This is a genomic window from Caldicellulosiruptor hydrothermalis 108, from assembly GCF_000166355.1.
GTDB classification, from domain to species: domain Bacteria; phylum Bacillota; class Thermoanaerobacteria; order Caldicellulosiruptorales; family Caldicellulosiruptoraceae; genus Caldicellulosiruptor; species Caldicellulosiruptor hydrothermalis.
This window is the reverse complement of sequence record NC_014652.1, coordinates 1,355,530-1,377,869: the sequence shown is the minus strand read 5'-3', so window position 1 is coordinate 1,377,869 and position 22,340 is coordinate 1,355,530. Positions and strand designations below refer to the sequence as shown.

The following is a 22,340-nucleotide window of genomic DNA, read 5'->3' as shown; positions in this document are numbered from 1 at the left end:
CTTTCCCTACACCTTCTCTTTTATATTTTTTCCGAGCAGGCCTGAAGGTTTTATAATCAAAATCAATATCAAAAGGGCGAATGCAACCGCATCCTTGTACATAGAACTGCCGTATCCACTTACAAGAGTTTCAATAATACCAAGGGAAAATCCACCGAGCATCGCCCCAGGAATGATACCAATTCCACCAAACACAGCGGCTATAAAAGCTTTGAGTCCAGGCAAAACACCCATAAGAGGGTTTATAGTGTTATAGTAAAGTCCAACTAAAACACCAGCTGCTGCAGCAAGAGCAGAGCCTATTGCAAATGTATATGAAATTGTAGTGTCAACGTTTATACCCATCAATCTTGCTGCATCCATATCTTGAGAGACCGCTCTCATTGCTTTTCCTATTTTTGTCTTTTTGACAACGAAGTTCAGAATTATCATCAAAAGTACTGTAATAATTAGAAGGTATATCTGTTTGTTGTTTACCACTATTCTATCTTGGAACAGATGATAATTTTTTTCAGCAACAAGTCTTGGAAAAACTCTTGAATCAGCTCCCATTATAATTTGCATCAGATTTTCCAAAAGTAGCGAAACGCCAATTGCTGTTATTAATGCTGAGATTCGTGGTGAGTTTCTCAAAGGCTTGTAGGCAAATTTCTCAATAAGCATTCCTAAAATGCTGCAGAACACCATAGAAACAATCAAAGAAGGTATTAAACCCAGTTTCAAATATGTAACACTCAGATACGCAATATATGCGCCAACCATAAAAATGTCACCATGGGCAAAATTTATAAGCTTAATTATTCCATAAACCATTGTATAACCAAGGCTTATAAGAGCGTAGACACTTCCCAATGTTATACCATTTATTAATTGTTGGATAAAAGTGGACAATTTGCTTTTCACCTCTTTCAAAATCTTTAAAATCATTTACAACAAAAAGGGGAATAATAACATAACGGAAGGGGCTTGCTACCCACAAATGCCCCTTCCAGTTTTTGCTTGCAGTTATTTATGGATTGAGTTTTTGTTTGAATTTCTGAACACCGTTCTTGAGCTCAATAATAACAGCAGATTTTTCAGCATTGTGATATTTGTTTATGCTCACAATTCCTGTAACGCCAACAAAGTTCTTTGTATTTTCGATTGCCGCTTTCAATCTTTCTCTATCCTTTGCTACACTGTCAAACTTCAAGTTAGCTCTTTTGAGAGCATCTGCAATGAAATATCCAAGATCATAACCAAGAGCAGCGAATGCATTTGGTTCTTGCTTGTATTTTGCCTTAAACTTCTTTATAAACTCTTGAACCTTTACATCTGTATCTTGGGAAGAGTAATGAGCAGAGAAAAATACGTTGTTAGCATTATTTTTGCCAGCCTTTTCAACAACTTTTGGATCGTCAAAACCATCTGCACCAAGTATAGGAATACTCATTCCAAGTTCACGAGCCTGTTTAATGATAAGTCCTGCTTCATCATAATAAACAGGGGCAAACAACACATCTGGTTTTTTGTCTCTTATCTTTGTAAGTATACTGCTAAAATCTTGTTCACCCTTGCCAAATGCCTCTTGAGCAATAACTTTTCCGCCGCCTTTTTCAAATGTATTCTTGAAATTTTTCAAAAGACCTTTACTATAATCCGATGTTGCATCATAAATTATAGCTGCTTTTTTAGCTTTTAAAGTTTTCAATGCAAAGTTTGCCATTACATTTCCCTGGAATGAGTCGTTAAAACATGTTCTGAAAACATATGTCTTTGTTTTACCAGTTCTTTCATCAACTGTAACAGTATCATCTGTTGCAGAAGGTGAGATGATTGGAACTTTATACTTTGTTGCAGCAACTGCAGCTGACTTTGTTGCACCTGAAGTTGCCGGTCCTAAAATAGCAAGAACATTTTCTCTTACAGCCAGTTTTGTTGCAACATTTTGAGCTTCGGTCTTGTCAGATTTGTTGTCAATAACTACAAGTTCAATCTTTTTACCTGCAATACCGCCTTTTTGATTGATTTCGTCAATTGCAAGTCTTATACCTTCAAGTTCTTTTTGTCCATATTGAGCAACTGCCTGTGAAAGTTCTAAGTCCACACCTATCTTGATGACATTTTTAGAAGAAGCAAATGATACAGTAAATATTGAAAGCGCGAATATTAATATGAGGATAATTGAAACAACTCTTTTCACTAAAGTTCACTCTCCTTTTGAAAATTTTTGTATGTATTTTGTCTTTATAGTTTATAGTATAAAATATCTTTAGATTGAATACAAGTATTCAGATTGTTTTTCTGCTGCTGTTATAGACATCATCACTTCCACGTTGTAAAATTAATATACTGAAGGAAAACCATAGGGCAGGGAGTGAGTAATATGTACTTTAAGTCGGCAGGTCCTCATAATACTCTAAAGACAGTTGAGCTTGCGATAAAAACTGCTAACGAAAGAAATATTAACCATATTGTGGTGGCTTCGTGCAGTGGAAGTACAGCTAAACTTCTAAAAGATTGTGGGAAAAATGTTGTAGTTGTAACTCATGTAAGTGGTTTTTCTGAACCTGGAAAGATGGAAATAAGCCAGGAAACTATTGAAGAGCTTAAAGCAATGGGGTTTAAGGTCTATACAGGAACACATGTTTTATCAGGTGCGGAAAGAGGAATATCAAGAAAATTTGGCGGAGTATATCCAGTTGAAATCATGGCACACACACTTAGAATGCTCGGGCAAGGCGTAAAGGTTGCAGTGGAGATTTCTGTTATGGCCTTAGATGCAGGATTAATACCATATGGTGAAGATATAATTGCGATTGGTGGAACATCTGAAGGCGCAGACACTGCTGTAATTATAAGACCTTCACATGCAGCTTCTATATTTGAAACAAAGATTAAAGAAATAATTTGCAAACCTTATGAATTTTAAGAAGCCACATAGGGTTGTTAAACAAGAAAAAGAAAAAAGGTTGACATGATAAAAAGAAGAGAAGTATAATAGATTTTAAGAAAATATAATTGCACAAAATAAAAATTTTGTGCAATGAAGGGAATGAGAAAATGAATTTTTCTGATATTCCATCTTATGTTGCAGATTTTTTGAATTATATGATTACAATCAAAAATAAATCTCCAAATACCATCAAAGAATATTATTACGACTTGAGAACCTTTTTAAGATATCTAAAAGCAAAAGATCTGAATATGCTCAGCCAAATCGAAAAGATTGAAGACCTTGAAAATATTGATGTAAGCAATTTTGAAATTGAAAAGCTAAAAGCCTTAACTCTTAGCAATCTGTATGAATATTTTTCTTTTCTTGCTACGCGCTTTAACAATGGTCCATATGCAAGAGCCCGAAAAGTTGCATCAATCAGGAGCTTCTTTAAATACCTTTACAGCAAAGCTAAACTCATTCCCGATAACCCTGCAAAAGATTTAGAATCGCCAAAACTTGGCAAAAGAAACCCTCGTTATCTTACCCTTGATGAAAGCAAAAAGCTACTTTCTGCAATTGATGGTGAAAATAAAGAAAGGGACTTTGCAATAATTACTCTTTTTCTAAACTGCGGCCTTAGACTTTCAGAGCTTGTAAATATAAACCTTTCGGATATAAAAGATGATATGCTTAGGATTGTTGGTAAAGGCAATAAAGAGAGAATAATATACTTAAACAAAGCATGTAAAGAAGCAATTGAAAACTATTTAAAGGTCCGCCCTACAGAAGGCGTAAAAGACAAAGATGCTCTTTTTTTGAGTGAAAGAAAGAAAAGAATCAGCAGAAGAACTGTTCAATACATTGTTGAAAAGTATGTGAAAATGGCAGGTATAAATCAGAAAAAGATCTCTGCCCACAAGCTTCGTCATACAGCAGCAACTCTCATGTACAGGCACGGCAAAGTTGATATAAGGTCTCTTCAGACTATTTTGGGTCATCAAAGTATCTCCACAACAGAGATTTATACTCATGTAAATGACGATGATATTAAAAAAGCATTTGAAAAAAACCCCCTCTCAGGAGAAAACCAAGATATGTTGGACTCCTGACAAGGGGATTTTATTTTGTGCACAAAAGTTTGTATGTCTTTACATCCACAAATTTTAATACTTGCCCAGGATACAATATTGCATTTTCCAATTTATTTACTTTTCGTATAAAAGAGATATAATCGCGAATGTCTACACTTCCATCAACAAAATCCTTTGAAATTGTCCACAGCGAATCTCCCTCTTTTACCTTCACAAATATCCAATTTATATCTTTTTCTTTATCAATGCCCTTCCCTTCTCCAATTGATATCATCAAAACCGTTATAACAAATACCATTAGAAGAAGCAATGCAATTCCAAAACGAAACTTATTTCTTATAACAACCTTTGTTCTCATAAAATATTCATTCTCTCCGATAAAATGTTCTATATAAAGGATATCAAACAAATGTTTAGATGTCAAGAGGTGAACACAAAAAAGGATTTACTACTTTTATTTTCCCAAAATACTGACCAGAATTTAAATCTTCACTCCATATTACCGAACACCCTAAACTTATAGCGCTGCAAAGTATCAAAGCATCCCAAAAAGATATTTTATATCTTTGTGAAATCTTTATAGCTTCTAAAATATCTTCTACTTCAATTGTGGCTATCTTCCATAACTTTAAGTCTGATATGATTTGAAAAGCGCTTTCAAAACTTAAAGGATTTTTAACCTTTTTTGTAACAACAACAAAAAACTCTTGAAGAACTTGAGTGCTCAGAGCACCATTTCTTTCTTTCCAAAGTTTCTCCACAATTTGTTTAGCTACTACGTGCTTTTCACCTGCAGATTTATCATAAGCATAGACCAAAATATTTGTGTCAACAAATTGATAGTTACTTTCTTTCATATAAATCTTCTCTCCTCCACGTGATTGCTCCACCTGTTCCAAGGTCAAATCCTTCTTCTAAAAGTTTAAGATGTTGTAAATAGACTTTTTGATATGACTCTTCTCTATTTACAAGTTCTTCTAACAAGCTTGTGAGCAGCGCAGAAATAGATGTATTCCTTTCAACAGCAATATGTTTTATCTTTTGAATTAGTTCCTTAGGAAGAGACAAAGTAATGTTCTGATATTTACGCATACTATTTCACCTCCACGTAAAATAGTGTATCACATATTTACGTGAGATTCAACAAAGGACTTAGAAGATTTCTGCTCAAGGGTATGAAGGGTGTGAAGCTAAAGTAGAGTTTGATTTGTATTGTCTATAACATAGAAAGGTTAGCGAAGATAATAATAGAGGGTTGGGGCAAAATTGCCAGCCAACCCTCTTGCCTTTTTACTGTATAGTTCAATATTAACATTTAATACCATCAAATGCTTGATTTTGGTTATTGAAAATTATTGTTTTTTGACTATCTTCTCAACCTTTAACAATGAACCTCAAAATCTTATTCAATAGCTGGAACAACAGCATCAAATGATTCATATTTCCCATCCTCAGTAACTGCCTCTCCAGCAAACACCCAGACAGGTTGCAAATATGGCTGTTCTTCAATTGTCCCTGCATCTTCCCAGTAGGCAAGAAAAACTTTATTGATAGTGGCAGACTTAGCCCTTGGATTAATATTGTTTGAAGCTTGCCTTTTTTTAACTTTTTCTAAAGCTTTTTCTGCAGGAACTATTTTAACTTTTTTATATTCCTCAATATCCTTGTATAGTTTGTCGACTTCTATTATCTTGCCATTATCACCTACACTTACCATTATCCTTGAAACTCCATATACTGGTTTCCCATTTATCGATGGATAAAAATATACATCCCAACAATGAATCTTATAATCATTTGTAAGCTTATCTCCCGATGCTTCAGGAACAACTGTACAGTAATTAAATCTCTCATTGTAAAGACCTTCTTTTTTCAAAAATTCAATTGCAATCCTCTTGGAATCTTCATCAGAAGGTATATTTTGTGGTTCGTAATTATTCTTTTCCTTGAAATCAATATAAAGCCATTTTCCTGTCTCTACTTCGTATTCGAAATAACGTCCAGATTCATCATTTATTGTGTATCTTTTGTTTTCTGAGTCATATTTTACATCTCCGCTAATGCCAAATTTCTTTGCAATTGAGTAAAAGTCGACATCCTGTGGCTTTTTAAATCTATATACCATAGCTTCAGTAGGTAAATTATCAAATTTTGCAGTCACTTTATAGTCTATTTGAGGAATTTCCTGTCCGGGCATAGGAATATTGAGTTTTGGTATTTTGTTTGAATTAATATACAAAACAAAACTTATAGCAAAAATAATCAAAATTGTTAAAAAAGACAACAAATAAATTTTAATATTTTTTCGCATTGTCATTTTTTCTCACTCCCTTTTCTTCCAATATTTATGGTATTATTTGACCAGTATGAGGAATTGTTATAGTGTCTATTATTGAATATCCTTGCTTTTAGTTTACATACCACTCATTTTGGGACGGCATCCGTAAAAATTATTAAACAATGAATCATTCTTTGCTAATGTGTAGCCCATAACACGAGCTATACTGTCACCATTTTGCCTTTGTACCTGATACTTCCTTGCTGCGGTAAAAAATGCATCTTTAAAAGATTTTTTACTGTTCACCAAAAGATCACCAAAATAGTTTGCTTCACGACTATCTAAATACATTGTTGATGCAAAACCCATAACTAAAGTTGCACCTTCAAATGTTTTATAAATATTCTCTAACTTTTCTTGGTCACCATCGTTAGTAAGCCAGTTGCATGTATACATTACTACCCATTTCAGCATGTTGTGCCCAAATCGAACTTCATTTGTTTTTGCATTTACTTCGTCATTGTATTCCATTGAACTATTATGCCAAGATTGCCCTGTACTTCTTGCAAAAAAAATGAGCAGCATTCTCTTTAGTAAATTTTAATCCATGTCCTGAATATACTAACAAATCAACATTTGAGGTTAATGTAATATCTTTTAAATGAGATTCATTTGCATCACTGTTAAGTCTAACAAAAGCTGCATTCATAATTGGAGAAAGTTTATTTTTTAGGTTGGTAACATATTCAGCGCCTGCTCTATCACCATATAAGCATGAACCGAATATACTACTATATTTGCTCACACCCAAAACTCCACCTTTTAAATATGTAAACACATATTTTATATGATCACATAAAAACGTTATACTCTATACAAACCTCGCTTTTGGCTTGACTTCTTAAATAATTTTATTGTTCTATCTTAAATTCGTTCCTCGATCCATTATACAAACTTACTATTAGTACTGTGATTATTTTAAATCAACAAAAACTTTTGAAACTAACATTTATTTTGTTACATTATCCTACTTTAAACAATAGTATATTCTTCTCATTTCTTCATTCTATTTGATTTTTAGTGTAATTGATTCTTTATTATCTTATTTAGGGTTTGTTATACTTAAACTATTTTTTCTGTAAACTTATTCTTGGAATTTCTATGCAAATTTTATCTTATACATTTTCACACTGTCAATCCCGTTTATTTCTTTTTTTAGACAATATTTCGCCAATTTTTGAGCTAAAATTATGTTTTTCTTGAAATAGCTTAAAATTGCTTCAATTTTCTTGGGTTTAGAATAAGGCAGAGTTGCTACTATCGTAGGATTTAAGTCCAAAATTAACTTTATATGAACCACAGTTAAAAAAAATAAGGGTGGTTGTTTAGCCCACCCATTTTGCCATAATCTTTTCTTATTTTAAAACCCAAAATACTCTTTTGCATTATAATAACAAATGCCTTGAACTATTTTGCCAAGTGTTTCCAAATCATAAGGATATTCGCCGTTTTCTACCCACTCGCCAATCAAATTGCAAAGAAGTCTTCTAAAGTATTCATGTCTTGCGTAAGACAGAAAGCTTCGAGAATCTGTTACCATTCCAACAAATCGGCTCAAAAGCCCAAGATTTGCAAGGTCTTTCATCTGCTGAAGGTTGCCATCTTTGCTATCGTTGAACCACCAAGCTGCACCGAGCTGCATCTTGCCAGGAACGCTACCATCCTGGAAAGACCCCATGATTGTTGCAAGAACATAGCTATCTTTTGGATTTAAGGAATACAAAATTGTCTTTGGCAGAGAGTTTTCCTTTTCTAATGAATCAAGGAATTTGACAAGTGCAGAGGCTATATGACCATCGTTTATTGAATCATATCCTGTGTCAGGCCCCAAAATATTGAACATTCGTGTGTTGTTGTTTCTCAGAGCATTTATATGAAGCTGCATTGCCCAGCCAAGACTTGAATAAACTTTCCCTAAGAATCCCAATGTATATGTTTTATATTTTGCAACTTCGATATCAGTAAGTTTCTCACCTGCTAAAGCTTTTTTGAAAATATTAGCTACTTCATCAAAAGATGCATCAGCAAAAACCATATCGTCAATAGCATGGTCTGAGATGCGACACCCCACAGAGTGGAAAAACTCTGCTCTTGACTTTAGAGCATCTAAAAACTCATCATAGCTTTCTATCTTTTTTCCATATACCTCTGCAAGCTTTTTTACCCACGGGATGAAGGTTTCTCTTTCGATGTTCACACCCTTGTCAGGTCTGAAAGTAGGATAAACTTTGACATTGAAGTCTTTATCTTCTTTCAGTTTTAAATGATACTCAAGTGTATCAACAGGGTCGTCTGTTGTGCAGATTACTTCTACATTGGACTTTAAAATTATATCTCTTGCACCAAGCTCTTTGAGAACTTTGTTTGTCTTTTCCCAAATGATAGGTGCAGATCTTTCATTCAATACATCATCTATTCCAAAGTATCTTTTGAGTTCTAAATGTGTCCAATGATAAATTGGGTTTCCTATTGCCATCGGAATGGTCTTTGCCCATGCCAAGAACTTTTCATAGTCATCTGCATCTCCTGTTATATACTTTTCTTCGATTCCGTTTGTTCTCATAAGCCTCCACTTGTAATGGTCTCCTCCAAGCCAAACCTCTGTTATGTTTTTAAACGTCTTATTTTCATAAATTTCCTTTGGGTTTAAATGACAGTGGAAATCTACAATTGGCATATCCTTTGCATATTTTTCGTAAAGCACTTTAGCAGTCTTGTTATTCAAGAGAAAATCCTCATCCATAAATCTTTTCATCTTTCCAAACCTCCTTGAAACTTGTTTCAACACAATTTCTAAAAGATTCAAACAAAATTCACAACAGAATCTGTTTGAATATATTATAAAATGAAAAGAGGGAAAGTTCAACACTTTCCCTCTATCTTAATTCCATTGTGAATCCAAAGCTTATCTTTGGACTTTTGTGGATTTATTTCTTTTTCAAATTAAAGAATGCGTTCATTCCAGGATATACGGCAATGCTGCCAAGCTCCTCTTCAATTCTCAACAGCTGATTGTATTTTGCTACTCTGTCTGTTCTTGACGGCGCACCTGTCTTAATCTGACCAGCATTTACCGCAACAACAAGGTCAGCAATCGTTGTATCTTCTGTCTCACCAGACCTGTGGGATACAACCGCAGTGTAACCTGCCCTGTTTGCCATCTCAATTGCTTCTAAAGTTTCTGTAAGTGTTCCTATCTGGTTGAGCTTAATTAATATTGAGTTTGCGACACCAAGCTTAATTCCCTTTGCAAGCCTCTTTGTATTTGTAACAAACAAATCATCACCAACAAGCTGAATTTTGTTGCCAAGTGCTTCAGTGAGCATCTTCCAGCCTTCCCAGTCCTCTTCTGCAACACCATCTTCAATAGAAACAATAGGATATTTCTCAACAAGCTTTACCCAGAACTCTACCATTTCTTCTTTTGTTCTAACTTTTCCTTCTCTTTCGAAATGATACTTTCCGTCCTCTTCGTTGTAGAGCTCTGATGTTGCAGGGTCAAGCGCAATTGCAATGTCCTTCCCAGGAGTATAACCAGCCTTTTCAATTGCCTCAACAATCACTTCCAATGGCTCTTCGTTAGACTTCAAGTTTGGTGCAAATCCACCCTCATCACCAACTGTTGTGTTGTATCCTCTTGCTTTGAGCACATTTCTCAAGTGATGGAACGTCTCAGCACACATTCTGAGCGCTTCACTAAAAGACTTTGCACCAACAGGCATAATCATAAACTCTTGCAAGTCAACCGAGTTGTCAGCGTGCTTACCACCGTTTAAGATGTTCATCATTGGAACAGGCAAATATTTTGCATTGACACCACCAATGTATTGATACAGTGGAAGGCCAAGTGCGTTTGCTGCTGCCTTTGCAACTGCCAAAGATACACCCAAAATTGCGTTTGCCCCAAGCTTGCTCTTGTTCTCTGTTCCATCAAGCTCAATCATAAGTTTATCAATCTCAACTTGGTTAAGAGCATTCATTCCAATAATCTCTGGTGCAATAACTTCATTAACATTCTCAACTGCCTTGAGAACACCTTTACCCATATATCTCTTTTTATCACCATCTCTTAGCTCAACAGCCTCAAATATACCAGTTGACGCACCTGATGGAACAGCGGCTCTACCTACAAATTCATCATTTACAACAACTTCTACCTCAACAGTTGGGTTCCCTCTTGAATCAAGAATTTCTCTTGCTTTTACAGCTGTAATAGAAAGGTCAACCTTCATTTGTTTATTCCTCCTTCTAAACATTTTTTGGCAGTATCTATATGATTTTATTTAATAATAAGCGAACTTCCTTTCATCTCTGAAGGCTTTTCTAACCCTAAGATGTCTAAGATTGTCGGAGCAATGTCTGCTAAAATTCCGTCGTCTCTTAATTTAACATTGCCATACCCAACAAGATACAAAGGCACCTTATTTGTTGTATGAGCTGTATGAGGCTCGCCTGTCTCATAATCAATCATCTGCTCGCAGTTGCCATGGTCAGCAGTTATTATTGCAACGCCGCCCTTTTGCAACACTTTCTCCACAACTTTTCCTATGCAGCTATCTACAGCCTCAACAGCCTTTATAGCAGCCTCTAAAATGCCTGTGTGCCCTACCATGTCACCATTTGCATAGTTGCAGATTATTACATCATATTCATCTTTTTCTATCCTCTCAAGCAAAGCTTCCGTTACCTCATATGCGCTCATCTCAGGCTTAAGATCATATGTTGCCACCTTTGGTGATGGTACTAAAACCCTGTCTTCTCCGACATTTGGTACTTCCACACCGCCGTTGAAGAAGAAGGTGACATGAGCGTACTTTTCTGTCTCAGCAATTCGAAGTTGTTTTAACCCTAACTTGCTAAGGTATTCTCCTAAAGTGTTTGTTAAGTTCTCTGGTTTGAAAGCAACATGACAGTTTTTTATAGTCACATCATACTGGGTCATGCATACAAAGAACACTTCAAAATATCCCTTTTTCCTTTCAAACCCATCAAACTCAACATCACAAAATGCTCTTGTGATTTGTCTTGCTCTATCGGGTCTAAAGTTAAAGAAAATAATACTGTCATGTTCATTTATTGTTGCAACTGGTTTGCCATTTTCAAGTACAACAGTCGGAATTACAAACTCATCCGTGTTGCCTTTTTCATACGACTTTTCAACTGCCTCTAATCCTGAGCTTGCATATTCGCCTTCACCAAACACCATTGCATTATAAGCCTTTTCTACTCTTTCCCACCTTTTGTCTCTGTCCATTGCATAGTATCTGCCCATTACTGTTGCAATCTTGCCACAACCAATTTCTTTCATCTTCTGTTCAAGTTCTTCTATATAACCCTTTGCGCTTGAAGGTGGAACGTCTCTTCCATCCAAAAAACAGTGAACATAAACCTTTTCAAGATTATGCTTTTTTGCGAGCTCCAAAAGAGCATAAAGGTGAGTGTTGTGACTATGCACACCACCATCTGATAAAAGCCCCATCAGATGAAGAGAAGAGTTATATTTTTTACAATTTTCTATTGCCATTAAAAACTCTTCTTTTTCAAAAAAATCACCATCTTTAATTGACTTTGTTATTCTTGTAAACTCCTGATACACAATTCTCCCAGCACCCAAATTAAGATGACCTACCTCAGAATTCCCCATCTGACCTTCAGGAAGACCAACGTCCATGCCACTGCTACCAATCAAAGTATATGGGTAATTCTTTTCGTAATAGTCAAGGTTGGGGGTCTTACCCAAAGCAACAGCATTCCCCTCTTGCTTTGGGTTGTAACCCCAACCATCCATGATGATAAGAACAACAGGTTTTTTCATCATCTTATTCCCCTTTACTTGCCATAATTAGTAGTGTAATATCTTTGCAAATTCCTGAGCATTAAGGCTTGCACCGCCAACTAAGCCTCCATCAATCTCTGGCATATTGAAAATGTCTGCTGAATTTGCAGAGTTTACACTTCCGCCATACTGAATTCTAACCTTTTGCGCAGTATCTTCATCGTAAATCTCTGCAATTACATTTCTGATAACCCCAATTACTCTATTTGCCTCTTCAGGTGTTGCATTCTTACCTGTACCTATTGCCCAGATAGGCTCATATGCAATGACAACCTTTTCAACATCTTCTTTTGAGACACCATTTAGTGCAATCTTGACCTGAAGCCTTACAAGCTCATCTGTAATACCATATTCTCTTTGCTTAAGTGTCTCACCAACACATACAATAGGCTTGATACCGAACTTGAGCGCTGCTAACACTTTCTTGTTCACAATCTCATCAGTTTCACCAAAGTACTGCCTTCTTTCAGAGTGACCAATTACCACATACTCAACTCCAACTTCCTTTAACATTGGACCTGAGATCTCACCTGTATATGCACCTTTTTCTTCATAGAACATGTTTTGTGTTCCAAGTTTTATATTTGTTCCTTCTATTGCTTCTTTGACATAAGGAACAAGAATTGATGGAGCACAGATAACTACTTCTGCCTGAACATCATCAATATATTTTTTCAGCTCTTCAACAAACTCTTTCGCCTCAATAGGAGTCTTGTTCATCTTCCAGTTTGCTGCGATTATCTTTTTTCTTGGATTTTTATCAAGAAGACATGCAATACCTGGTAAAACTTTGCCTTCCAAGAACTCTAATGAAGCACCGCCACCTGTTGAAATATGTGTCATCTTATCAGCAAACCCCAGTTTTTCAACAGCAGCCGCAGAGTCGCCACCACCGATAATTGCAATTGCGCCATTTTCTTCAACAGCCTCAGCAACAGCTCTTGCGATAGCTTCTGTTCCCTTTGCAAAGTTTGGAAATTCAAATACACCCATTGGTCCGTTCCAAACAATGGTCTTTGCCTTCTTTATCTCTTTTGAGAAAAGCTCAATTGTGGTATTCCCTATGTCCATACCCATCATATCGTCTGGCATTGCATCTGATGGTACGTACATAAACTCTGTATCATTTTTAAACTCTTTTGCTACTATGCTTCCAACAGGCAGCAGAAGGTTTACTCCTTTTTCCTCTGCCTTTTTCATTATCTCTCTTGCAACATCAAGCTTATCATCTTCGCATTTTGACTTCCCGATTTTATATCCTTTTGCCTTCAAGAAGGTATAAGCCATTGCACCGCCAATTAAGAGACTATCAACCTTTTCAAGAAGATTTGTAATAACCCCAATCTTATCAGAAACTTTTGCGCCACCCAAGATTGCAACAAAAGGTCTTTGCGGATTTGCAAGAGCATTGCCAAGCATTTCTATCTCTTTTTCCATCAAAAATCCAGCAACTGCAGGCAAGAACTCTGCAACACCTGCTGTTGATGCATGTGCTCTGTGAGCTGTACCAAATGCGTCATTGACATAAATGTCTGCAAGCGAGGCTAAAGCCTTTGCAAATTCTCTATCATTTTCTTCTTCCTCTTTGTGGAATCTGACATTTTCAAGAAGAACTACATCTCTTTCTTTCATCTGCTCAACACACTTTTTTGCATCATCGCCTATAACGTCTTTTGCAAGAACAACTTCCTTGCCGAGAAGCTCAGAAAGTCTTTTTGCAACAGGAGCCATCGAGTATTTCGGGTCAAATTTGCCCTTCGGTCTTCCCAAATGGGATACCAATATTACCTTTGCGTTGTGGTCAATGAGATACTTTATTGTAGGAAGAGCTTCTCTTATTCTTCTATCATCAGTGATATTGCCATTTTCATCTTGAGGAACATTAAAGTCAACCCTCACAAGAACCCTTTTACCGCTTACATCTATATCTCTTATGGTCTTTTTGTTGAGCTTAGGCATTGTTCCAATCACCCCAAAATATATTTTTCAAATCAAGACTGGTCCGGAAGATATTTGCTGTCATACAATCTTTCCCGGACCAGTCTTAATAACTATTTTTTAATTTAAAATTACAGTCCCTTGTTTACAATATAGTTCAAAAGGTCTGCAACTCTGTTGGAATAACCCCACTCGTTGTCGTACCATGCAACAACCTTTACAAGCGTATCTTCGATAACCATTGTTGAGAGAGCATCAACTATTGAAGACCTTGGATCGCCTTTGTAGTCAACAGAAACAAGCGGTTCTTCGCTGTATCCCAAAATACCCTTTAATTCGCCTTCTGCAGCAGCTTTCAAAACGCTGTTTACTTCTTCTTTTGTTGTTGGCTTTTCAACCTCAAACACAACGTCTGTAACAGAAACAGTTGGTGTTGGAACTCTGAGTGCAAAACCATTGAGTTTTCCTTTGAGATGTGGAAGAACAAGCGCTACTGCCTTTGCCGCACCGGTTGTTGTTGGAATAATAGAAAGCGCTGCTGCTCTTGCTCTCCTTAAATCCTTGTGTGGGAGATCCAAAATCTGTTGGTCATTTGTATATGAGTGAACTGTTGTCATAAGACCTCTTTTTACCTTGAAATGCTTGTCAATAACCTTTGTAACTGGTGCTAAACAGTTTGTTGTACAGGACGCATTTGAAATTACATGGTGCTTAGCAGGGTCGTACATCTCCTCATTTACACCCATAACAATTGTGATGTCTTCATCTGTTGCCGGAGCTGTGATGATTACCTTCTTTGCACCTGCTTGAATGTGCTTTTCAGCATCCTGTTTCTTTGTAAATCTACCTGTTGACTCAATTACAACCTCAACACCCAAATCTTTCCATGGCAAGTTTGCTGGATCTTTTTCAGCTAATACCTTTATCTCTTTGCCATTGACAATTATTGATGTGTCTGTATAGTCCACTGTGCCATTGAAGATACCATAACAGGAGTCATACTTTAAAAGATGTGCTAATGTCTTTGGATCTGTCAGGTCGTTTACCGCAACAACCTCAAACTCATTTGGATATTTTGCCAAAATTGCTTTGAAAGCATTTCTACCAATTCTTCCAAAACCATTAATACCAATCTTAACAGCCATCTCTACCTACCATCCCTTCGTTATTTTTTTATTTTTACACTGCAAAAGCTGCCTGCTCTTGCAGTGTTTTTGCCTCTTACCTTTTACTTTTCTAAACTTATAATTCTTTTAGCTATTCCTTCGTCTATAACAAATACGGTATTGTTTTTTATCTCTCCAAGCGATAAAATCGCCTCTGCTTTGTGTGAACCTCCTGCAACTCCTATCATATATTTAATGTTTTTTATTTTTTCAAGTTTTATACCTATTGTAGTGGTCGAATACACAATCCTGCCAGCTTTGTCAAAATAATACCCAAATATTTCACCAATTGCTCCAACCTTTTTGAGTTTTTCTATCATATCTTGGCTCAATTTCCTTCTCTTTGCCATTTCAATTGCATTTCCTATTCCAAATACAAGCATATCTGCGTTGTTAATATCGTTTAGAACCTCTTGAACCTCTTCTTTTTTAATCAAAAGATTGTAAACCTCTTCATCCATTGTATCAGGTAGATGAAGAAGCTTATAACTACCATTTATCTTTTTCGCTAAGTTTGCCGCAAGTGTATTTGCCTGTTTTTCAACTTCCTGACCTATCCCGCCTCTTGCTGGAACAACCAATATGTCTTTAAAAGAACATGTTGGAAAACTATCAACAACTTCTTTTACAGTTTGCCCACCTGTTACAGCAATTATCTTTACATCTTCTATCAATGTAAGAATGACCTTACTTGCCAAAATTCCAATTTCTTTTAGCACATAAGGGTTTAAATCAGCATCTCCCGGGACAACATATACATCCTTTGCTTTTAAAATCTCTTTTACCTTTGCCTTTATATCTTCTAATCCCTTTATATCATATACTATGTTAGAAAGTTTTTCAAGAATCTCTTTGCCTTCATTTGTTAAAAACGTTCCGTTTTCAGTTACATTTATGAGTCCTAAATTTCTCAATATGTCTATTTCATTTCTAACAATCCTTTCAGTGAGGCTGAGCTTTTCTGCAAGAACTCTTCGACCAATTGGTTGATAATAACTAATATTTTTGAGAATCTCATATCTTCTTTCAATAATTTCAACAATTTCAGGAGCAATTTTCTTTATAGATTCAAAATAACTTTCCATAACTCTCTCATTCTCCAGCGGGACAAATTTATCCACATATCTTGCTTTTTGGTCCCAATAATATTATACCATTTTTTTATTTCCATTCAAGTGTATACATACAAAAAAAGCAGAGGAAGACATTTTTTTGCCTTCCTCTGCTCCTCTTCACAATAGTCTTATTTATCAATAAATGCCTTCATCTTTGATTTTACTTGAGCCTGAGCTGCAGCAAGTCTTGCAATTGGTACTCTGAACGGTGAACATGATACATAGTCAAGCCCTGCGTTGTGGCAGAACTCTATGCTGGATGGATCGCCGCCATGCTCACCACAGATACCAAGTTTGATGTCTGGTCTTGTTGCTCTTCCAAGTTCTGCAGCCATCTTAATGAGTTTGCCAACACCTTTTTCGTCAAGTCTTGCAAATGGATCTGTTTCGAATATTTTCTTTTCAAAGTAGTCATTTAAGAACTTACCAATGTCGTCTCTGGAAAAACCATATGTCATCTGTGTCAAGTCGTTTGTACCGAATGAGAAGAACTCAGCTTCTTTTGCAATCTCATCAGCAGTAAGTGCAGCACGTGGTACCTCAATCATTGTCCCAACTTTGTATTCAATCTTAACACCTTTTTCTTCCATAACTTTTTCAGCTGTCTTTACAATGATGTCTTTAATATATTTGAGCTCTTTTAACTCACCAACAAGAGGAACCATTATCTCAGGAACAACATCAATACCTTCATTCTTTACATTGATTGCTGCCTCGATAATAGCCCTTGTCTGCATCTCAGCAATCTCAGGATATGTTACAGCCAAACGGCAACCTCTGTGTCCAAGCATCGGGTTGAGCTCGTGCAAACTCTGAACAATTGCCTTGAGTTCTTCAAAGGTGATGCCCATCTGTGCTGCAAGTTCTCTTATAGCATCATCTTCTTTTGGCAAGAATTCATGGAGTGGTGGGTCTAAAAGTCTTATTGTAACAGGGTAACCTTTCATTTCTCTGAACAGTGCTTCAAAGTCTCCTCTTTGCATTGGTAGGAGCTTCTCAAGAGCTTTTCTTCTCTGCTCTTCTGTTCTTGCAACAATCATCTCTCTCATTGCAGGAATTCTATCTTCTTCAAAGAACATGTGCTCTGTTCTGCAAAGACCAATACCCTCTGCACCAAACTTCCTTGCCTGTGCAGCATCTCTTGGTGTATCTGCGTTTGCTCTAACTTTAAGTCTTCTTATCTCATCAGCCCATTGCATAAATGTTGCAAAATAACCTGTGAGCTCTGGCTCTTTTGTTGGAAGCTCTCCAGCATATACGTATCCTGTTGAACCGTCAAGTGAAATCCAATCCCCTTCACGATAAACTTTTCCATCAGGTGTCGTGAAATATTTCTCTTCTTCGTTTATAGTAATGTCGCCACATCCTGCAACACAGCATTTACCCATACCTCTTGCAACAACTGCAGCGTGTGATGTCATACCGCCTCTTGATGTCAAAATACCCTGAGCTGCAACCATACCTTCAATGTCCTCTGGAGATGTTTCTGTTCTAACAAGAATAACCTTCTTTTCTCCTCTTTCAACAGCAGCTTTTGCTTCTTCAGCTGTGAAATAAATCTTACCTGTTGCAGCACCAGGTGATGCAGGAAGACCCTTTGCAATTGGTTTTGCAGCTTTGAGTGCATCTGGCTCAAATGTTGGGTGAAGTAGTGTATCAAGCTGTTTGGGGTCAACTTTTAACATTGCTTCTTCTTTTGTAATAAGACCTTCTTCCACCATATCAACTGCAATCTTAAGCGCTGCCTGTGCAGTTCTCTTACCATTTCTTGTCTGAAGCATATAGAGTTTGCCTCTTTCAATTGTAAACTCCATATCCTGCATGTCTTTGTAATATGTTTCAAGTTTCTTTGCAATGTCAGCAAGCTGCTGGTAAACCTCTGGCATTGTCTCTTTCAAAGCAGAGATTGGCTGTGGTGTTCTGATACCTGCAACAACGTCTTCACCCTGTGCGTTCATCAAGAACTCGCCATAAAGCTCTTTTTCACCTGTTGCAGGATTTCTTGTAAATGCAACGCCTGTACCAGAGTCGTTGCCCATGTTACCATATGCCATCATCTGAACGTTTACAGCTGTTCCCCAATCGTGTGGGATCTCGTTAAGTCTTCTGTATACAATAGCTCTTGGGTTGTTCCAGGACCTGAAAACTGCTTTTACCGCTTCTAAGAGTTGAACTTTAGGGTCTTGCGGGAAATCTTCACCTTTTTCAGCTTTGTAAAGCTCTTTGTACTTTACAACAACCTCTTTTAAATGCTCAGCTGTCAAGTCTGTGTCGTATTTTGCACCATACTTTTCTTTGACTTCATCAAGTATCTTTTCAAACTTGTTCTTTTCAATGCCCATAACAACGTCAGAGAACATCTGAATGAATCTTCTGTATGAGTCGTATGCGAACCTCTCATTGTTTGTAAGTTTTGCTAACCCTTCAACAACTTCATCATTGATACCAAGGTTGAGGATTGTATCCATCATACCTGGCATTGAAACTCTTGCACCGCTTCGAACAGAGACAAGAAGTGGGTTGCTTGGATCACCGAATTTCTTGCCTGTGATCTTCTCAAGTTCAGCAAGTTTTTCAAAGATCTCTTCTACAATCTCATCTGCTATCTTTTCGCCTTCTTCATAGTATCTTGTACAAGCTTCTGTTGTGACAGTAAATCCAGGAGGAACAGGAAGTCCAAGATTTGTCATCTCAGCAAGATTCGCACCTTTTCCACCAAGAAGCTCTCTCATGTCTTTGTTACCTTCATAGAACATGTAGACGTATTTCTTTTTGCTCAATTAAAATCCCTCCTATGTGAAATTTATTAGGGAAAATATATAAAGGGGAAACTTGGCATGTTACAACATAAAATATTATAGCATATTTTTGCAGTTTGAGAATATATTTTGTTTAAAACTTTACCTCAATTCTTTCTTCAAGGTAAGGAATTATTTCTTTTATATGCACCCTCACTTGCTCCATGGTGTCTCTATCTCTTATCGTAACAGTTTCATCTTCTAAAGTCTGATAATCCACCGTGATCCCGAACGGTGTTCCTATCTCATCTTGGCGTCTGTATCTTTTACCTATGCTACCACTCTCATCGTATTGAACAATCCACTTGTATTTAAGCTCATTGTAAATTTCCCTTGCTTTTTTTACAAGCTCTTCTTTTTTCATAAGCGGGAACACAGCAGCTTTTACAGGCGCAATCGCAGGATGAAGGTGAAGTACCACTCTAAAGTCATCTTTATCAATCTGCTGGTATTCATATGCATCAATTAAAAATGCAAGTAAAGACCTGTCCACGCCCGCAGATGGCTCAATTACATATGGAATATACCTTTGTTTTGTCTCATCGTCAAAGTATGTTAAATTTTCGCCACTGTATTTTTGATGCTGTGTCAGGTCAAAATCGGTCCTGTTCGCAATACCTTCAAGTTCAGACCATCCCATCGGGAATAAATATTCAATGTCCACACATGCTTTTGCATAGTGTGCAAGCTCGTCCTTGCCGTGTTCACGAACTCTCAAGTTTTCCTTTCTTATTCCCAGCTTGTAATACCAGTTTATCCTTTGCTCAATCCAGTGTTTGTGCCAGTACTCATCAGTCCCTGGCTTTACAAAATACTCTATTTCCATCTGTTCAAACTCTCTTGTCCTGAAAATAAAGTTACCAGGCGTGATTTCATTTCTGAACGACTTACCAATCTGAGCAATCCCAAAAGGAAGTTTTTTTCTCATGGTCTGCTGTACGTTTACAAAGTTTACAAAAATACCTTGTGCTGTTTCAGGTCTCAAATACACTACTGCCGACTCGTCCTCCACAGGGCCCATAAATGTTTTGAACATAAGGTTGAACATCCTTGCCTCCGTAAGTTCACCGCCGCATTCAGGACACTTATACTCTTGTAACTGGTCTACTCTCCATCTTTTTTTGCACACCTTGCAGTCAGCCATAGGGTCGGCAAAATTACTCAAGTGTCCGCTTGCTTCCCACACCTTTGGGTTCATCAAGATGCTCGAGTCAAGCCCCACAACATCGTCTCTGAGCTGGACGTTTGCTTTCCACCACAGTCTTTTTATGTTATTTTTCATCTCTACACCAAGAGGACCATAGTCCCAGCAGCTATTGAGTCCACCGTATATCTCGCTTGATTGGAATATAAATCCACGACGTTTGCAAAGGGCAACTATTTCATCCATTGTCACCATATTGCTCTTACCACCTTCAAATTTATTATTTTTATCACGAGTCGAATTTATTTTATTGTATAAACCTAAAAAAATCAAGAATTTTGATATCTTTTTGCAGCACCATTTTAATATATGGTAGCGTTATGGTCTTTATCTTGTTATTCAAAGACCTGTCAAGCGAAATCTTGTTGAGCTTTTTTAAGTTGGTTGCTGCAATAACCAAAATACTCTTTACAACTTCAATCTCAATTTCTATATCGTTCTCTTCTTTGCACTTTTCGCAAGTAAGACCACTATTTTCGAAAGAAAAGAAAGCTCTTGTAATGTCCTTTCTCTGACACTTTACACACTGGGTAAACTGAGGGAAAAAGCCTGTATATACTAAAATTTTTATTTCAAATATCCTGCTGACCACTTCAGGGTCTTTTCCTTTTTTCAGAAGATAAAGAGAGTTTAAAAGAAGCCTTAAAACATCCTCATTTTTTTGTTCAAATTCCAAGAAAGTGTCAACAAGTTCAATAAGATATCCCGAATAAATTGCAAGATTTACATCTTGAGACAGTTCAAAAAATGATTCAATCACAGATGCTGAAGAAATTGAGTATATATCTTTTGTTCTTCTTATAACAAACTCACAGAACATGAGCGGCTGAGATACAGCAGAAAGTACACTCAATAGCCTTCTACAATTTTTCGATAAAACTTGAATTTTGCCAAAGTCGCTTGTGAGCACAGTCAAAATCTTACTCGACTCTTCAAAGTTTGTCTCTTTTAGCACAATTCCTTTAGTTTTAATTAATTTCATCTATTCCTCAGACCTCTTTAAGGTTATAACCGAGCATTTTCATGGCAGAGATGTCATCTCTCCAGTTTTTCTTAACTTTTACCCAAAGCTGAAGATTTACTTTTATTCCGAATATCATCTCAAGCTCTTCCCGTGCTTGCATTCCAATTTTCTTAAGCATCTGACCGCCTTTACCAATAATTATTGCTTTGTGCGAATCTTTTTCACAATAGATGGTGGCTTCAATATCCAGTATATCCTTGTTTTCTCTTTCTGCAAACCTCTCAATCGCAATTCCAACGCCGTGCGGTACTTCTTCAGAAAGATTGAGCAAAATCTTTTCTCTTATAATCTCTGCTACAATGAAGCTTTCTCTCACATCAGTTGTCATATCGTCAAGATAATACTTTGGCCCTTCTGGAAGCAGTTCCTTTATTTTGCTAAGAAGCAGGTCGCAATTGTACCCGTTAATTGCAGCTATGTCAACTATAGATTCAAAATTCAGTTTTGTGGAGAAAATGCTTTTCAGTATCTCCATATTCTCTTTTGAAGCAAGGTCAGATTTGTTCAAAACCAGAATCTTGGGAGTTTCCACTTCCTTTAACTTTTCTATTATTGCTTCATCCCATGGTCCAATTCCATTGTCGATTGCTTCTACAATATACAAAATCAAATCTACTTCTTTTAAAGTCTTCTCAGACACCTTTACCATATACTCACCCAGCTTGTTCTTTGGAGGATGAACACCTGGTGTGTCGATGAATATAATCTGAGCATCTTCTAATGTGAGGATACCTTTTATACTGTTTCTGGTTGTCTGTGGTTTGGGAGAAATAATAGAGATCTTTTTACCAACAAGGTAGTTCATAAGAGTAGATTTACCAACATTAGGACGACCAATTAACGCAACAAATCCGGATTTGAATGCCATAGAGCATATCACCTCTATTGTTTTGTGATATAATTGTTTTAA

General features: G+C 36.7%; 20 protein-coding genes and 1 pseudogene. 3 read left to right on the top strand and 18 right to left on the bottom strand.

The annotated features are described in order from the left end of the window. Positions 1–6: 6 nt before the first annotated feature. Both CALHY_RS06825 and CALHY_RS06820 read right to left on the bottom strand, forming a co-directional pair. Positions 7–891, bottom strand: a complete 885-nt coding sequence (locus CALHY_RS06825; RefSeq protein ID WP_013403235.1) for a branched-chain amino acid ABC transporter permease — start codon at positions 889–891, stop codon at positions 7–9. 118 nt (positions 892–1,009) lie between these two features. Next, entirely contained in the window at positions 1,010–2,182 is a 1,173-nt protein-coding gene (locus CALHY_RS06820) for an ABC transporter substrate-binding protein (protein ID WP_013403234.1), read from the bottom strand. A 183-nt stretch (positions 2,183–2,365) separates the two neighbouring features. Here CALHY_RS06820 and CALHY_RS06815 point away from each other — a divergent pair, with 183 nt between their 5' ends. Next, on the top strand, positions 2,366–2,911 hold the full coding sequence (locus CALHY_RS06815; protein ID WP_013403233.1) for a pyruvate kinase alpha/beta domain-containing protein: 546 nt from the start codon (positions 2,366–2,368) through the stop codon (positions 2,909–2,911). A 131-nt stretch (positions 2,912–3,042) separates the two neighbouring features. Then, on the top strand, positions 3,043–4,029 hold the full coding sequence (xerA, locus tag CALHY_RS06810) for a site-specific tyrosine recombinase/integron integrase (RefSeq protein ID WP_013403232.1): 987 nt from the start codon (positions 3,043–3,045) through the stop codon (positions 4,027–4,029). Positions 4,030–4,039: 10 nt separating this feature from the next. On the opposite strand, the gene CALHY_RS06805 is transcribed toward xerA, so the two are convergent. Genes CALHY_RS06805 through CALHY_RS06795 form a run of 3 tightly spaced genes read right to left on the bottom strand, consistent with a single transcriptional unit; the run spans position 4,040 to position 5,103 of the window. Beyond that, entirely contained in the window at positions 4,040–4,369 is a 330-nt protein-coding gene (locus tag CALHY_RS06805; protein ID WP_013403231.1) for a LysM peptidoglycan-binding domain-containing protein, read from the bottom strand. A gap of 55 nt (positions 4,370–4,424) precedes the next feature. Next, positions 4,425–4,868: a PIN domain-containing protein gene (locus CALHY_RS06800; RefSeq protein ID WP_013403230.1), complete on the bottom strand. Its 444-nt coding sequence runs from the start codon at positions 4,866–4,868 to the stop codon at positions 4,425–4,427. Beyond that, positions 4,855–5,103 carry a DUF6364 family protein gene (locus CALHY_RS06795; RefSeq protein WP_013403229.1) on the bottom strand — a complete coding sequence of 83 codons (249 nt, stop codon included), beginning with the start codon at positions 5,101–5,103 and terminating at the stop codon, positions 4,855–4,857. Before CALHY_RS06795 ends, CALHY_RS06800 begins: the two co-directional genes overlap by 14 nt. Positions 5,104–5,144: 41 nt before the next feature. Between CALHY_RS06795 and CALHY_RS13885 the strand changes: the two are divergent. Continuing rightward, positions 5,145–5,424: pseudogene (locus tag CALHY_RS13885) on the top strand (IS1182 family transposase); the annotation flags it as partial. Here the strand turns inward: CALHY_RS13885 and CALHY_RS06790 are convergent. The 13 genes from CALHY_RS06790 to era all read right to left on the bottom strand — a co-directional run bounded on the left by CALHY_RS06790 (position 5,414) and on the right by era (position 22,298). Then, positions 5,414–6,328: a hypothetical protein gene (locus CALHY_RS06790; RefSeq protein ID WP_013403228.1), complete on the bottom strand. Its 915-nt coding sequence runs from the start codon at positions 6,326–6,328 to the stop codon at positions 5,414–5,416. The pseudogene CALHY_RS13885 and the gene CALHY_RS06790 sit on opposite strands and share 11 nt — an antisense overlap. Positions 6,329–6,424: 96 nt before the next feature. Beyond that, a complete protein-coding gene (locus CALHY_RS13880) occupies positions 6,425–6,820 on the bottom strand; it encodes a DUF6345 domain-containing protein (protein WP_238524591.1) in 396 nt (131 codons plus the stop codon). 7 nt (positions 6,821–6,827) lie between these two features. After that, positions 6,828–7,094, bottom strand: coding sequence for a hypothetical protein (locus tag CALHY_RS13875; RefSeq protein ID WP_238524590.1), 267 nt, complete (start codon positions 7,092–7,094; stop codon positions 6,828–6,830). A gap of 615 nt (positions 7,095–7,709) precedes the next feature. After that, complete coding sequence (gene uxaC / locus CALHY_RS06775) at positions 7,710–9,104, bottom strand: glucuronate isomerase (RefSeq protein ID WP_013403227.1); 1,395 nt, start codon at positions 9,102–9,104, stop codon at positions 7,710–7,712. Positions 9,105–9,276: 172 nt separating this feature from the next. After that, on the bottom strand, positions 9,277–10,581 hold the full coding sequence (eno, locus tag CALHY_RS06770; protein WP_013403226.1) for a phosphopyruvate hydratase: 1,305 nt from the start codon (positions 10,579–10,581) through the stop codon (positions 9,277–9,279). A gap of 47 nt (positions 10,582–10,628) precedes the next feature. After that, positions 10,629–12,167 carry a 2,3-bisphosphoglycerate-independent phosphoglycerate mutase gene (gene gpmI, locus CALHY_RS06765; RefSeq protein ID WP_013403225.1) on the bottom strand — a complete coding sequence of 513 codons (1,539 nt, stop codon included), beginning with the start codon at positions 12,165–12,167 and terminating at the stop codon, positions 10,629–10,631. Positions 12,168–12,191: 24 nt separating this feature from the next. After that, the gene (gene tpiA, locus CALHY_RS06760; RefSeq protein ID WP_013403224.1) at positions 12,192–14,144 is read right to left on the bottom strand and encodes a triose-phosphate isomerase; all 1,953 of its coding nucleotides are present in this window, start codon (positions 14,142–14,144) and stop codon (positions 12,192–12,194) included. Between the two features lie 110 nt (positions 14,145–14,254). Continuing rightward, the gene (gene gap / locus CALHY_RS06755; protein WP_013403223.1) at positions 14,255–15,268 is read right to left on the bottom strand and encodes a type I glyceraldehyde-3-phosphate dehydrogenase; all 1,014 of its coding nucleotides are present in this window, start codon (positions 15,266–15,268) and stop codon (positions 14,255–14,257) included. Positions 15,269–15,351: 83 nt separating this feature from the next. Beyond that, positions 15,352–16,374: a sugar-binding transcriptional regulator gene (locus CALHY_RS06750; RefSeq protein WP_013403222.1), complete on the bottom strand. Its 1,023-nt coding sequence runs from the start codon at positions 16,372–16,374 to the stop codon at positions 15,352–15,354. Between the two features lie 158 nt (positions 16,375–16,532). Continuing rightward, positions 16,533–19,184: a pyruvate, phosphate dikinase gene (gene ppdK, locus CALHY_RS06745; RefSeq protein ID WP_013403221.1), complete on the bottom strand. Its 2,652-nt coding sequence runs from the start codon at positions 19,182–19,184 to the stop codon at positions 16,533–16,535. Positions 19,185–19,296: 112 nt separating this feature from the next. Beyond that, positions 19,297–20,592, bottom strand: coding sequence for a glycine--tRNA ligase (locus CALHY_RS06740; protein WP_148222357.1), 1,296 nt, complete (start codon positions 20,590–20,592; stop codon positions 19,297–19,299). Between the two features lie 61 nt (positions 20,593–20,653). Beyond that, complete coding sequence (gene recO / locus CALHY_RS06735) at positions 20,654–21,388, bottom strand: DNA repair protein RecO (RefSeq protein WP_013403219.1); 735 nt, start codon at positions 21,386–21,388, stop codon at positions 20,654–20,656. A gap of 7 nt (positions 21,389–21,395) precedes the next feature. Further along, positions 21,396–22,298: a GTPase Era gene (gene era, locus CALHY_RS06730; RefSeq protein ID WP_013403218.1), complete on the bottom strand. Its 903-nt coding sequence runs from the start codon at positions 22,296–22,298 to the stop codon at positions 21,396–21,398. Between the last annotated feature and the right edge of the window lie 42 nt (positions 22,299–22,340).